Source organism: Mycobacterium sp. BMJ-28 (genome assembly GCF_054404835.1).
Genome location: NZ_CM136783.1, coordinates 146,173 through 159,132 on the forward strand (window position 1 = coordinate 146,173; position 12,960 = coordinate 159,132).

The 12,960-nt window shown below is 68.6% G+C and carries 16 protein-coding genes; 8 read left to right on the forward strand and 8 right to left on the reverse strand.

Going from position 1 to position 12,960, the window contains the following annotated elements:
- Nucleotides 1-58: 58 nt before the first annotated feature.
- Genes ACXPWS_RS00730 through ACXPWS_RS00740 form a run of 3 tightly spaced genes read right to left on the reverse strand, consistent with a single transcriptional unit; the run spans nt 59 to nt 2,893 of the window.
- On the reverse strand, nt 59-1,276 hold the full coding sequence (locus ACXPWS_RS00730) for an LCP family protein (RefSeq protein ID WP_458710602.1): 1,218 nt from the start codon (nt 1,274-1,276) through the stop codon (nt 59-61).
- Between the two features lie 31 nt (nt 1,277-1,307).
- Entirely contained in the window at nt 1,308-2,069 is a 762-nt protein-coding gene (locus tag ACXPWS_RS00735; RefSeq protein WP_458710603.1) for a CPBP family intramembrane glutamic endopeptidase, read from the reverse strand.
- A gap of 26 nt (nt 2,070-2,095) precedes the next feature.
- On the reverse strand, nt 2,096-2,893 hold the full coding sequence (locus tag ACXPWS_RS00740; RefSeq protein WP_458710604.1) for a DUF2470 domain-containing protein: 798 nt from the start codon (nt 2,891-2,893) through the stop codon (nt 2,096-2,098).
- A gap of 115 nt (nt 2,894-3,008) precedes the next feature.
- On the opposite strand from ACXPWS_RS00740, the gene pheA reads away from it, so the two are divergent.
- The 3 genes from pheA to ACXPWS_RS00755 are packed head-to-tail and all read left to right on the forward strand — an operon-like array spanning nt 3,009 to nt 4,857.
- A complete protein-coding gene (pheA, locus tag ACXPWS_RS00745) occupies nt 3,009-3,935 on the forward strand; it encodes a prephenate dehydratase (RefSeq protein ID WP_458710605.1) in 927 nt (308 codons plus the stop codon).
- On the forward strand, nt 3,932-4,603 hold the full coding sequence (locus ACXPWS_RS00750; RefSeq protein WP_458710606.1) for a histidine phosphatase family protein: 672 nt from the start codon (nt 3,932-3,934) through the stop codon (nt 4,601-4,603). Before pheA ends, ACXPWS_RS00750 begins: the two co-directional genes overlap by 4 nt.
- A gap of 47 nt (nt 4,604-4,650) precedes the next feature.
- On the forward strand, nt 4,651-4,857 hold the full coding sequence (locus ACXPWS_RS00755) for a hypothetical protein (RefSeq protein ID WP_458710607.1): 207 nt from the start codon (nt 4,651-4,653) through the stop codon (nt 4,855-4,857).
- A gap of 3 nt (nt 4,858-4,860) precedes the next feature.
- Here the strand turns inward: ACXPWS_RS00755 and ACXPWS_RS00760 are convergent, their stop codons facing one another.
- Nucleotides 4,861-5,211, reverse strand: a complete 351-nt coding sequence (locus ACXPWS_RS00760; RefSeq protein ID WP_458710608.1) for a metallopeptidase family protein — start codon at nt 5,209-5,211, stop codon at nt 4,861-4,863.
- A gap of 7 nt (nt 5,212-5,218) precedes the next feature.
- Nucleotides 5,219-6,643 (reverse strand): septum formation family protein, encoded by a 1,425-nt coding sequence (locus tag ACXPWS_RS00765; protein ID WP_458710609.1) that lies wholly within the window; start codon nt 6,641-6,643, stop codon nt 5,219-5,221.
- Nucleotides 6,644-6,744: 101 nt separating this feature from the next.
- On the opposite strand from ACXPWS_RS00765, the gene serS reads away from it, so the two are divergent.
- From serS to ACXPWS_RS00790, 5 genes are all read left to right on the forward strand, one after another.
- Nucleotides 6,745-7,998, forward strand: a complete 1,254-nt coding sequence (gene serS, locus ACXPWS_RS00770; RefSeq protein WP_458710610.1) for a serine--tRNA ligase — start codon at nt 6,745-6,747, stop codon at nt 7,996-7,998.
- The gene (locus ACXPWS_RS00775) at nt 7,995-8,795 is read left to right on the forward strand and encodes a DUF5718 family protein (protein ID WP_458710611.1); all 801 of its coding nucleotides are present in this window, start codon (nt 7,995-7,997) and stop codon (nt 8,793-8,795) included. Before serS ends, ACXPWS_RS00775 begins: the two co-directional genes overlap by 4 nt.
- A gap of 109 nt (nt 8,796-8,904) precedes the next feature.
- On the forward strand, nt 8,905-9,744 hold the full coding sequence (locus tag ACXPWS_RS00780) for an SH3-like domain-containing protein (RefSeq protein ID WP_458710612.1): 840 nt from the start codon (nt 8,905-8,907) through the stop codon (nt 9,742-9,744).
- Nucleotides 9,744-10,460: a thiocyanate hydrolase subunit gamma gene (gene scnC, locus ACXPWS_RS00785; protein ID WP_458710613.1), complete on the forward strand. Its 717-nt coding sequence runs from the start codon at nt 9,744-9,746 to the stop codon at nt 10,458-10,460. Before ACXPWS_RS00780 ends, scnC begins: the two co-directional genes overlap by 1 nt.
- Nucleotides 10,457-10,795 carry a thiocyanate hydrolase gene (locus ACXPWS_RS00790; RefSeq protein ID WP_458710614.1) on the forward strand — a complete coding sequence of 113 codons (339 nt, stop codon included), beginning with the start codon at nt 10,457-10,459 and terminating at the stop codon, nt 10,793-10,795. The genes scnC and ACXPWS_RS00790 overlap by 4 nt, the downstream gene beginning before the upstream one ends.
- A 3-nt stretch (nt 10,796-10,798) precedes the next feature.
- Here the strand turns inward: ACXPWS_RS00790 and ACXPWS_RS00795 are convergent, their stop codons facing one another.
- From ACXPWS_RS00795 to ACXPWS_RS00805, 3 genes are read right to left on the reverse strand one after another with little or no spacing between them, the layout of a single operon-like run.
- Nucleotides 10,799-11,137, reverse strand: a complete 339-nt coding sequence (locus ACXPWS_RS00795; protein WP_458710615.1) for a hypothetical protein — start codon at nt 11,135-11,137, stop codon at nt 10,799-10,801.
- On the reverse strand, nt 11,134-12,681 hold the full coding sequence (locus ACXPWS_RS00800; RefSeq protein ID WP_458710616.1) for a Rieske 2Fe-2S domain-containing protein: 1,548 nt from the start codon (nt 12,679-12,681) through the stop codon (nt 11,134-11,136). Before ACXPWS_RS00800 ends, ACXPWS_RS00795 begins: the two co-directional genes overlap by 4 nt.
- A gap of 18 nt (nt 12,682-12,699) precedes the next feature.
- Nucleotides 12,700-12,873, reverse strand: coding sequence for a hypothetical protein (locus ACXPWS_RS00805; RefSeq protein WP_458710617.1), 174 nt, complete (start codon nt 12,871-12,873; stop codon nt 12,700-12,702).
- Nucleotides 12,874-12,960: the final 87 nt, after the last annotated feature.

Genomic DNA, 12,960 nt, shown 5'->3' on the forward strand with positions numbered 1-12,960 from the left:
AACTGGAGTGACTCCAGTTACACCTGGCTGTGGCGGGTCGCAAAAGTTTGCTGGCGAGTCAGGGCTGGCCCGTGTTGAGTACGTCCGCCGGCACCGGGGTGTCGGCAGCGAGAGCGCCGAACAGTCGGCCGGCCGCATCGCTGTCCCACACCACCACCGCCCCGGAGTCGCTACTGGTGAACTCCCCGATGGGCACCGTGGTGGTGACGGCGCTGCCATGCAGCGCCCAGCCCAGCCTGGCCAAGTCCCAGACGTGACCGCCCTGATCCACGCTGAGCGCCCCGCCGACGGCATGCACCATCGGGTACCAGCGCAACGGGTTGAGCAGTACTTCCGGGCTGGCGGCGCGGTGCAGCAGCGCCGACATGAACGCCCGCTGGTTGACCATCCGGTCCAGGTCGGCCCGCGGGGTAGCGCGGGTCCGGACGAATCCCAGCGCATTGCGGCCGTCGAGTTCCTGGCAGCCCGCGGGCAGGTCGATGCCGGCCAGCGGATCGCTCACCGGTTCGGCCGGGCACATGGTCACTCCGCCCACGGCGTCGACGAGTTCGGCGAAACCGTCGAAGCCCACCTCGGCGTAGTGATCCAGATGCAGGCCCGTGGCCTGCTCCACGGTCTGGGCGAGCAGCGGCGCGCCGCCGATCGCGAAGGCGGCATTGATCTTGTCCTCGCCGTGCCCGGGAATCTCGACGTAGGAGTCCCGGGGTAACGACACCATCGTGGTCGGGGTGCCCGATCCCCACGCGCCGATGTGGATCAACAGGATGGTGTCGGTGCGGCCATTGCCGATGTCGCCGCCCGTCGCGAGTTCCGTCTGCTGCTCGGGCGAGAGATTCTGTCGGCTGTCGGAGCCGACCAGCAGCCAGGTCACGCCCTTACCGGGGGCGGGCCGGTCCGGATAGTCGGCCAGCGCGGGGATCCGGTGCAGTGTGGTGTCGAACCAGGCCGCACCCGCGACCCCCGCCGCGAGCGCGGTCAGCAGCGCCACCAACAGTAGGGTGGCCACCCGCCGGACGCGGCCGCGCCGCCGCGGCTTCGGCACCGGGATGGGGGCCGGCGGTGCGACCTGACGCGGTGGCGGTGGCGGTGGCGGACGGCGACGCGGTGGTGGCGGGGCCGGCGGTGCGGGCGCCCGGTGCGGGGTGGGGGGATTGGGCGGCCAGGGCGGCGGCGGCCGGTGGCCGGCGTCGCGCCGGATCACCTGGGACGGCTCCCGCGGCGGTGGCCGGCGCCCGGGTGGCTCCGGCTCCGGGCCGGGCGGCCGGTAGACGTTCACAGCTGCGAATGTACGGGTAACGCGCGCATATTCAGCCGAGCCAGCTCAAGTGCCCGGCGGCCAGCGAGTACCCGACGAAGGCGACCGCGTCGATCAGTCCGTGCGCGATGATCAACGGCCACAGCCGTCCGGTGCGCATCCAGACGTAGCCGAACACCAGGCCCATCACCACATTTCCCAACCCGGCGCTGTAGCCCTGGTACAGGTGATAGGCGCCGCGCAGTACCGCGGAGATGGCCAGCACGGCCGCCGGGTTGAAGCGCAGCTGGCGCAGCCGGGTGATCAGGAAGGCGACGACGATGATCTCTTCGGCCCAGCCGTTGGCGAAAGCCAGGGCCAGTAGCACCGGGATGCGCCACCAGGTGTCGTACAGCTGTGCGGGCTCCACCGATGCGCTCAGCCCCAAAACCCGGGCCGCCACGTAGAGCGCGAGTCCGGGCAGCCCGATCAGAGCGGCCAGCGCCAACCCGCCGGTCACGTCGGGATGCAGGCGGATGCGACCAAGCCCGATGCTCTTGGGTCCTGAACCGCTGCGCCACAACAGATACAGACCGAGCGCGCCCCAGGCGAGCAGCTGGAACACCGAGGCCATGTTGAGGCCGAAGTCGATGAGATCGAACGGGGACCTGCGCTGGTTCAACGCCACCCGGCGTCCGGACAAGCCGAGCAGTACGGCCTCGACGAGATCGAGCAGGGCGGTGTAGGCACTCAGGCCGAAGCTGACCGCCAGCACGACGAGGATTTCCAGGCGCAGCGTGCGCCGAGGTAATTCGGCGGGGTGGTCGGCGGTCACCGCAGACACGGTAGCCGCCGGGGCGGTCAGATCCGGCGCGCGCGCAGCCCGTTGAGGAACGGGCAGCCCATCAGCACCCGGATCGCCTGGCTCAGACCGGTCACGTCATCGACGGGCCTGGCGAACGGCAACCGCACGTCGTGGTCGCCGGCCTCGTCCTCGACGCGCAGCTGCACGCCATAGCGGTCCAGCCCCAGTGGACGCACCCGGCCGCCGCGCAGCGTCATCGGCAGGCGGGCCGACAGCCGCTCCACCACCTCGCGGTGCGCGGACTCCAGATGCCGCAGCCAGCAGGACTCCAGGCCGCAGAACGGGTCGGGCCGCGCCTCTAGCAGGGCGCCGACGGCGACGGATTCGGCGCCGGTCGAGTCGGCCACCACGACGGACTCGATCTCCAGGCGCACCAGGGCGTACGCGGTATCCTGGCCGGAAACCGTCTGGCTGTCGGTATTCACCTGCAGCAGAGCGGGATTGGGGTGCTCGGTGGCGATCAGGTCGAGCAGGCCGGCGACCTCGCCCGCGGGAACGGTGAACAGCCGGCCGCGGATCCAGACCAGCGAGCGCACCGGTTCGCGCAGCGGCAACGGCGCGTAGTCGGTCATCTCCAGGACGGCCTGCATTCCGCCGGCGCCGGCGGAGACCAGCGCGCCGGCCAGTGGGCCGTCGGTGGGGATGGTGATCGCGAACGAGCCGTCGGCCAGCAGGTGGTGCACGGGCGTGGTGGTCGGTTCCAGCCCTTCGACCGCCAGCATCGCGCCGCCGGCCCGCGCGCAGGCGCTGCGGATCCGCTCGGCAGTTGTCGGTGCGGCCATCACAGTCGTCATCTGACCATCCTTCGGCTAGTGAGGTAAGCCTTACTTAACCACATCATCGGCGGTGTGCAAGGTTTTCCTCTCGGCTGAACCGGACCCGCGCCAATCAGCCACTAGGGTTGATGGCGTGCCGCGCATCGCCTATCTCGGACCGGAGGGAACGTTCACCGAAGCGGCATTGCTGCAGATGGCGGCCGGTGGAATGGTTCCCGGCGGTGCCGAGGTGACCCCGGTGCCGCACGACAGTCCCGCCGCCGCACTCGAGGCCGTCCGGGCCGGAGACGCCGACTACGCATGCGTCCCGTTCGAGAATTCCATCGAAGGATCGGTGCTGCCGACCCTCGACGGCCTGGCCGCGGGGTCGGCGCTGCAGATCTATGCCGAGCACACCCTCGATGTCGCATTCAGCATCGTCACCCGCGCTGGTGTCGCCGCCGCGGACATTTCCACCGTCGCCGCGTTCCCGGTGGCCGCCGCCCAGGTCCGGCGCTGGCTGGCCGCCGAACTGCCGCACGCCGAAGTGGTGCCGGCCCGGTCCAACGCCGCGGCCGCCGCGGACGTCGCCGGGGGCCGCGCCGACGCAGGGGTGAGCACCGCGCTGGCGGCCGAGCGCTACGGCCTGGCGGTGCTGGCCGCCGACGTGGTCGACGAGCCCAATGCCCGCACCAGGTTCGTGCTCGCCGGCCCACCGGGGCCGCCGCCCGCGCGCACCGGCGCCGACCGCACCTCCGTGGTGCTCAGCCTGGCCAACGTGCCCGGGGCGCTGGTGTCCGCGATGACCGAGTTCGCGGTCCGTGACATCGACCTCACCCGTATCGAATCAAGGCCCACCCGAACGGAATTGGGTACATACAAGTTCTTTCTCGACTGCGTCGGGCACATCGGCGATGATGCCGTCGCCGAGGCGCTGAAGGCGCTGCACCGGCGCTGTGCCGATGTGCGCTACCTGGGGTCCTGGCCGACCGGTGCCGCGGCCGGATCGGTACCGCCGTCGGAAGCGTCGCGGGAGGCGGCGGAATGGTTGACGGCACTGTGGCAGGGGGAGCGATCATGAGCGGGCGGCTGGTACTGGTACGACACGGGCAGTCCTTCGGCAACGTCGAACGCCGCCTCGACACCCGCCCGCCCGGCGCCGCGCTCACCGAACTCGGCCACGAGCAGGCACAGATCTTCGCCCGCGACTGGAAACACCCGGTCGGCCGGGTGGCGCACTCGGTGGCCACCAGGGCCCGCGAGACCGCAGCCGGTATCGGCGCCGGTCTGGGTCAGACGCCGCACGAATTCGACGACATCTACGAGGTCCAGGTCGGCGACCTGGAAGACCGCAATGACGACGCCGCAATCGAGACCTTCGACGAGATCTACAAGCGCTGGCATCTCGGCGATCTCGACGCGTCCATGCCCGGCGGGGAGAGCGGGACCCAGGTGCTCAACCGGATCGTCCCGGTCCTCACCAAACTACGGATACAGCATCTCGACGACCATGACTGGCTGGACGACATCGTGGTGGTCAGCCACGGTGCGGCGATCCGGCTGGTGGCGGCCGTACTCGCCGGGGTGGACGGCCAGTTCGCGATGGACCACCACCTGGCCAATGCCGAGGCCGTGGTGCTGAGCCCGATCACCGACGGCCGGTGGAGTTGTGTGCAGTGGGGCGTGCTGACCCCGCCGTTCTACGCCGACCAGCCGCCCGAGGAGACAGTGCCCGACCCGATGGGCTGAACTTCGGCACAGAGACACCCGATGGCGACGCAGTCGATGGTGAAGGTGTGCTCGATCTCGGGGGCACCACAGTCGTCGGTGCATTCGACGCGGCGGCCGACATGCAGAATCACCGTGCCATGGCAGTGCGCGAGGCCGTCGCCGCATTCCCGGCATTCGCCGTCGGTGCGCGATCGGCCTGGCGGCTGCTCGCTGAAGCTCATGATTCGTTTCTAGCACCGCGCACCGACAAGCCGGGGTTCCCACGCGGGTGAGCTTCAGGCCCAACCCAATTCGTGCAGCCGGTCGTCATCGATGCCGAAGTGGTGGGCCAGTTCGTGCACCACCGTGATCGCCACCTCCTCGACCACGTCCTCGGCGGTGTCGCACATCTCCAGGAGGGCATCGCGGTAGATGGTGATGGTGTCCGGCAGATAGCCGCCGTAGGACGAGTCCCGCTCGGTGAGCGCCACACCCTCGTAGAGGCCGAGCAGCTCCGGTTCGTCCGGATGGCGACCCTGCACCAGGAACACCACGTTGTCGGCGGTGGCCGCCAACTCCGGCGGGATCAGGTCCAGGGCGTCGGAGACCAACTCGTCGAACCGCTTCCGGCTCATCTGCACCGGCATGTGGCGACTACTGCGGCGGCAGAACCGGGCCGGGCGCCGGACCGGCCGGCGGGGGCGCCGCGGGCGCATCGGCCGGTGGCGGTGGCCCGTCCAACGGAGGACCTCCGGGGGCCGGCGCGTCAGCCGGCGGAGGCACGTCACCGGGCGCCGCCGGCGGCGGTCCGTTGAGGAACGTGTTGCCCCCACCGGGCGGTGCCGGTGCCGGTGACGAGGGCTGGCTGGCCTGCGTGGACGGCGTCTGGGTGGACTGCCCGGGCAGGTGCTCGTTGGACTGCGTCTGCTGGGTGGACTGCGACGTCTGCGAGGACTGACTGCCGGAGTCGTACTGGTTCTGGGACAGGTCGATCGACGGCGGCGGAATCGCCGGCATGTCGAGCCGCTCGTCCGGAATGTCCGGCGGCGGGACCGGGGGCCGGCCGTTGATCATCAGCGCACCCTTGGCGCTGTTGAGCAGCGTGGACCAGCCGCCGTTGCCGAGCGTGGTGCCGATGCTGCAGGACACCTGATGACTGCCGGCCAGCCAGCTGGGCAGCGAGATGGTGCTGTAGACCAGCGTCAGCGTGGTGGTGCGCAGCTTCAGCGGGGCCAGGTATGCGTCGGTGACCTTCGCGCAGGTGTCTTTGACGTAGGCGTCCTGCTCCTGCTCGGGCGGGACGCCGGCGGGATACTTCTCGGCCAGATTCACCGCACCGGTGACCTCAAGCGCGTGCGGGCTCGCACAGTCGACAGGGACGTCGGTCGGCTGGTTGGTGGCGGGGTCGATGCCGAGACAGGTGCCCTGGGGCCACACCTTGGACTGGTCGATGGCGGCCACCTTGCCCTGGAAGGCCTGCTGCTGGTTGTCGGCCCCGGGCAGCTGCAGGCCGCACAGCATGCGGCGCTCGCCGTTCTGCCGCCATGCCTTCTCCCCGGACCAGAGCAGGCTCACGGCGAACCGGCCGTTCGGGTCGTACTTGTCGCCGAGGTAGCGCTGCACGGCGCTCTGGCACTGCTCCTGGCTGATCTGCTGAATGCGGGCCGGGGTGGGCGGCGCGGCGTTGGCGCCGTACTCGGTGCCCGGGAAGGCCCGCAGGTCGATCGCCTCGGCGACCTCGAACCGGTGCTCGGTGGTGCAGTCCACGATCTGGGCGGCATCTGGGGTGCGGTCCGGCCAGTTCAGGCAGGCGCCGCCGGCGGCATGGTCGAAGGTGCTGTTGGAACGCGACAGGCCGCCCGCACCGGAGCTCAGCCCGGCCAACCGGCCACCGGCAGCGGTATCGGGGAGCACGGTGATGACGCCGGCGATCATCAGTCCGCCGAGCGCGGTCAGCAGCAGCGCGCGCCGGGTCGGGGTCAATTGCGCATCACGCAACCAGGCCAGCCGCCGCGGCGGGGACGGTTGCGCGGTCCCGTCGTACAGGAACGGCTCCGGGTGTTCGGGTGCGTCCAACATCGGCTCTATTGTGACAGGCGTGTCACGGTCTGTGACAAGTGATGCAGATGTAATGTTATGTGGTTGTGGCACGGCCCGGCCCGCACAGTAGGGTTACCGCCGTGATCGACCTCAAGCTGCTGCGTGACGATCCCGACCGGGTGCGTGCGTCACAACGTGCCCGCGGTGAAGATCCGGGCCTGGTGGACGCGCTGCTGGAGGCGGATACCGCCCGCCGTTCCGCCATCTCGGCCGCCGACAACCTGCGCGCCGAACAGAAGGCCGCGAGCAAGTCGGTGGGCAAGGCGTCGCCGCAGGACCGCCCGGCCCTGCTGGCCCGCGCCAAGGAACTCGCCGACGCCGTCAAATCCGCCGAAGCGGCGCAGGCACAGGCCGAAACCGCCTTCACCGCAGCGCACATGGCGGTCGGCAACGTCATCGTCGACGGGGTGCCCGCCGGCGGCGAGGACAACTTCGTGGTGCTCGACACCGTCGGTGTCACCCCCGTCATCGAATCGCCCAAAGACCATCTGGAACTCGGCGAGGCGCTGGGCCTGATCGACATGGAGCGCGGCGCCAAGGTGTCGGGTTCGCGCTTCTACTTCCTCACCGGCCACGGCGCGCTGCTGCAATTGGGCCTGTTGCAACTCGCCGTCCGGCTGGCCACCGCCAACGGATTCACCTTGATGATCCCGCCGGTGCTGGTCCGGCCCGAGGTGATGGCCGGAACCGGATTCCTCGGCGCCCACGCCGACGAGATCTACCACCTCGACGATGACGATCTGTACCTGGTCGGCACCTCCGAGGTGCCGCTGGCCGGATATCACGCCGACGAGATCCTCGATCTGTCGCAGGGACCGCGCCGCTACGCCGGATGGTCGTCCTGCTTCCGCCGTGAAGCGGGCAGCTATGGCAAGGACACCCGCGGCATCATCCGTGTGCACCAGTTCGACAAGGTCGAGGCCTTCGTCTACTGCAAACCCGAAGACGCTGCCGCCGAACATGAACGGCTGTTGGGTTGGCAGCGCGAGATGCTGGCCGCGATCGAGGTGCCGTATCGGGTGATCGACGTCGCCGCGGGCGATCTGGGCTCCTCGGCCGCGCGAAAGTACGACTGCGAGGCCTGGGTGCCGACGCAAGGCACCTATCGCGAACTCACCTCCTCCTCGAACTGCTCGACGTTCCAGGCCCGCCGGTTGTCCACCCGCTACCGCGACGAGGACGGCAAGCCGCAGATCGCCGCGACGCTGAACGGCACCCTGGCCACCACCCGGTGGCTGGTCGCCATCCTGGAGAACCATCAGCAGCCCGACGGCAGCGTGCGGGTGCCCGCGGCGCTGGTGCCCTACGTCGGTACGGAGGTCCTGGCGCCATGATCGAACTCGACTACCCGGAACTGCGGAACTGGTTCGGCTTCGGGGTGGCGGGCAACTTCGCCGGGCACCTCGAACAGGCGGGCGAGGCAGTCGATTTCGCGAACGTGAAGTCCGAAGGAACCGCCCCCAAGGGCATCTTCCCTTGGTACGCACCGGGATCCGACGGTTTCCTGGGCGAGTTCCCGCTGTCGCACGACGAGATCGCGCTGCCGGCCAGCGATACCCCGCTGAACCTGCAGATCGAGCCCGAGGTGGGACTGGCCTGCCGGGTGCGCTGGCACGGCGACACGGTCTCCGCACTGGAACCGTTCGCACTGGGCGCGTTCAACGACTGCTCGATCCGGAGGCCCAACGCCCCCAAGATCAGCCACAAGAAGAACTGGGGACCGGCGTCGAAAGGCGTTGCGCGCCAATTCTTCGAGGCGCACGATCTGACGCCGGACGGCCCGACCGCCACCCTGCGGCTGGTATGCCACCTGAACACCGCCGACGGCCAGGAGCACGAGTACGGGATGGACAGCCCACTGCTGGGTTACTCCTACTACGGTGAGGTGCTGCTGGACTGGATCACCGAGCGGCTGGCCAACCAGAAGGGCTCTCCGGACACCCCGCTGGAGGATGTCGGTGCGTTGATGGTCGCCTCCGGGCATCCCGAGCACGTGCTGATCGGTATCGGCGCCACCCGGTACACGCCGCTGGGCGAGTCGACGTTCCTGAAGCCGGGCGACGAGGCCGTGGTCCGGGTGTACGACACCGCCTCGGACGCGTACTCCGAACTGCGCCAGAAAGTCCGCTGAGCGCAACAGTCCGCAACGAATTGCGGCTTTTCCACACACGTCGTGCGCCGATGTGCGATGTACTGGAACCCGACGCGATGGCCATGCAGCTTGCTGAGGGGGAACGCGCATGAGTTCGGCTGCCGAACGCGCTGCACAACTTGATCTGGTCGGCCGCCTGAAGTCGGCATATCCCGAGATCCCGGACGCTCCGTACCCCGACCTGATGGATCACGGCCGGATCGTCGCGCTGACCAAGCCGGTGCACGACGTCGGGGGTGAGCCCGACGCGCCGATGAAGTACGTCAACAAGGCGTACGAGTACTGGGAGCACATGACCTACGTCATGTGCGAAGTTCTCGCCTGGCGCGGCATCTGGCTTTCCGAGGAGCGGCGCAGGATCGGCAACGTCGACGTGGGGCGCGCTGTCTACCAAGGGTTTCCGTACTACGGCCGCTGGCTGCTGTCGGTGGCGCGGGTACTGGTCGAGAAGCACCACATCGGGCTCACCGAACTCACCGAGCGGATGGCCGAGGTGGCCGACCGTTACGCCGGAGGACTCGCGGGCCGCGAACTCAAGGCCGAACCCAAGAGCGAAGGCGACGGGGCGGCCGTCTTGCGCAACGAGCACCACATTCGCGCGGTCGGCTCGGGCGATCCGCAGGTCTACGCGGGCCAGGCCGGCGAGGCGAAGTTCAAGGTCGGCGACCGCGTGGTGGTGCGCGACGAATTGCCGGTGCTGTTCTACACCCGCACCCCGGAGTACTGCCGCGGCGCCGAAGGTGAGATCGCCGTCGTCGCATACGAAAGCCCGGCGGCCGAGGACGAGACGTGGGACCGGCCGGATGCCTTGCCGGAGTGGTTCTACGTCGTGCAGTTCGAGATGGCCGAGCTGTGGGACGACTACACCGGCGCACCCACGGACACCCTGCGGACTGAGATTCCCGAACACTGGCTGCGAGGCGCATGATGCACGACCACGACCACGACCACGACCACGACCACGACCGCACCGTAAAGCCGATGGTGGACGAGATCACCGATTTCGAGGTGCTCGAGATCGCGCTGCGCGAACTGTGCATCGAGAAGGGCCTGTTCACCGCGCAGGAGCACCGCCGGTTCACCGAATTCGCCGAACAGATCGGGCCGACGCCCGCGGCGCGGCTGGTGGCGCGGGCCTGGCTGGATCCCGACTTCAAGGCGCTGGCGCTGGCCGAGCCGATGACCGCGAGCAAGGAGGTGGGTGTCGACTGGCTGGAGCCCACCGGGTTCGGCACCCCGAGTGACTTCACCGCGTTCGAGATCCTGGCCGACACCCCGACCGTGCACCACGTCATCGTGTGCGCACTGTGCTCCTGCTACCCGCGGCCGATTCTGGGCAATTCACCCGAGTGGTACCGCACGCCCAACTACCGGCGCCGCCTCGTCCGCTGGCCCCGGCAGGTGCTCTCCGAGTTCGGGCTGTACCTGGGCGACGACATCGAGGTGCGGGTGCAGGATTCCAACCAGAAGCATCGCTTCATGGTGATGCCGTTACGCCCCGACGGCACCGACGACTGGACCGAGGATCAGCTGGCCGAGATCGTCACCCGCGACAGCCTGATCGGCGTCGCACTGCCGAAGCCGGGCGTGACCACCAACGTCATCGTGGAGACCCGGGCCGCCATCCACCCCAACGGCGCATGAGCACCCCGCCCGAACCCCTGGCAGGCATCGTCGAGCGAAATCAGGTGTGGTCGCGGATGGCCGCCAAGTACGGCGTCGAGAATCCGGTACCCCCGTGGAAGACCAGCCTCGACGGCCTGTGCGACGCGCTGGACCGGACCGCCTGCGACGGCGTCCCCGACTTCAAGCAGCGCCGCGACGAGGAGGACGAACTCTCGGCGACGGTCTACGCCGGGGTCCCGTACCCGGAGAACCAGCTCGTCGCCCTGGCCCATTCGCTGCTGGCTCGCGGGGTCATCGGCGAGGACGAACTGGCACAGCGCCTGGCGACGGTGCGGGCCCGGCTGCAGGCCTGACGGTCAGGGCAGGCTCAACAACTCGTCCAGCACGGTCAGGAACTCCTTGACCCGCAGCGGGGTGAACGCCGGGCTGGGCCGGGTGCCCGGGATGTCGAGCACCACCAGGGTTGATTTGATCGGGCGCCACACGTCCAGCGGCAGCCAGCGGCGCGGATCATCGGAGGGCCCCCAGATCCGGAACCGGTCGAAGGCCAGCCCCATCGATTCGGCCTTGTAACCCCGAATCGACTGCAGTGGAATGATTTTGGATGTGCCGGACGGGAAATGGTAGCGGCGTAGCGTCAGGGCCTGGCGATCCAGCTGGATCAGCCCGTCATCGTAGGACACCGCCGCGGTCATGACAGTCTCGAGCTCCGCAACTGATGCCCCTTGGCGGTCAGGCAGCGACCGTTCTCCAGGTTCCACTGCCAGCCGTGCAGGTTGCAGGTGAGCGTGTTGCCCTCCACCACACCGAATTTCGACAGGTCTGCTTTCAGGTGGGGACAGCGGCGCTGAATCTCCCAACCGTCCAGGGTGGTCGAGGCACTGTCGTCATGCGCCTCGGCGAACCAGCCGTCCGCGTAAGCGATCCGCTCGTCGGTGAGGCATTTGAAGAAGGTGTACAGGTACTCGTTGTAGCCGCCGACCCGCCAGGCTTTGAAACGGGTGGACAGGAAAATGGTGTTCACCCAGTCCGGTTCGTTGTCACGGACCACGGTGCGCACCAGCTGCGCCGGGATCTCGAAACCGTAGCGGAATTTCTCGTCCGGGATAGGTTCGCGCACAGTACGTTTCGGGAAGTCCAGCACTATCGTCTCGGGTCCCACTCGCAGCTCCACGGGATACCCGATACCGTCACAGATCTGGTCGGACTGGATCATGATGGGTTCGAACCGGGCCCGCAGCGGCTCAAGCAGCGGCTCGCCCTCGGCCGGCGCCCAGGCGTCCTTCTCGGCGGCCAGTACCGGCGCCATCCGCTGCGCGTAGTCCTCGATGTAGGCGGCCTTACCCGTGGTGAAGATGGTCTCCGGCTCGTCGACCGGATGCGTCAACGAATTCAGTTGGGAGCCGGTGAAATCCGCCACCGATCCGGGAATCATCAGCAGTCCGCCGTCATGCCCGTGGGTGCGCATCTGGTCCAGGAACACCATCTCGTCGGGGAAGATGTTGGCCGGATCGCCATGGTCGTCGTTCAGGTCACGCAATTCCGGATCCAGGAAGCAGGGCGGGCCGGCCGAGGGCACCACCCAGGTGGCGCCGACCTGGGCGATGTACTGGCGGCAGCGGTCCATCTGGCGTTGCCGTTTCTGGATGCCGAACGCCTCCTTGGCCCGCGCCGGCATGTCGTAGACCATCGGGTACCAGATGGCCCCCGAGTACTGCAGCATGTGCACGTCGACGTGGCCGAACTCGCGGGCCAGCATGTCCAGATCAACGGGGCGGGCGTCGTTCATGTTGAAAGCGGTCGTCGTCCCGTCGGACACCACCAGACCGGAGTCGCCGATGGGACCGTCGGCCGGCGCGCGCAACGCGATGACCATCACGTCCAGGTCGCCCTTGGCGCCGCTGACCCTGTGCTTCACCGAATCGGTGGTCTCGACGAACGTGTGGAACCCCAGCGTTTCCAGCTCTCGGCGCAGGTCCGGCACCGGGTAGTCGGGCAAGAGCACCACCGCGTCCTTGTTGACGTGGTTGCGTAGGAGCACCGGGTCGAAGTGGTCCTTGTGCAGGTGGCTGATGTAGAGGTAGTCGCACTCGCCGAGTGCGTCCCAGTCCAGCGTGCTGTTGTCGGGGAACGGGAACCAGGACGCGAAGTACGCCGGGTTGACCCAGGGGTCGCACAGAATGCTCCCGGCCGAGGTGTCGATCCGGAATCCTGCGTGACCCACGCTCGTGACCTGCACAAATACCCCTTCGCGTGTTTACCGTCGTGCGGTACCAGCGTAATGGCCGTCCGGCGATTGCCGAAGTCGCGCGGCTACGTCGAGCAGGGCCGCGGTGTGGTCGCCGTCGAAGTCCTCGATGCGGAACGTCACGCCACCGAGTTCGTTGAGCCGGACCGCTCGCACCTTTGCCCCCTGCGCGATGGCCGTCACCAGGTCCGGAACGGGCTGGGGTGCGGTGGGAAGGTCATTGCGTCCCCCTTCTCATGAGGCCGGTGATGGTCCGGCACTAGGCTGTGC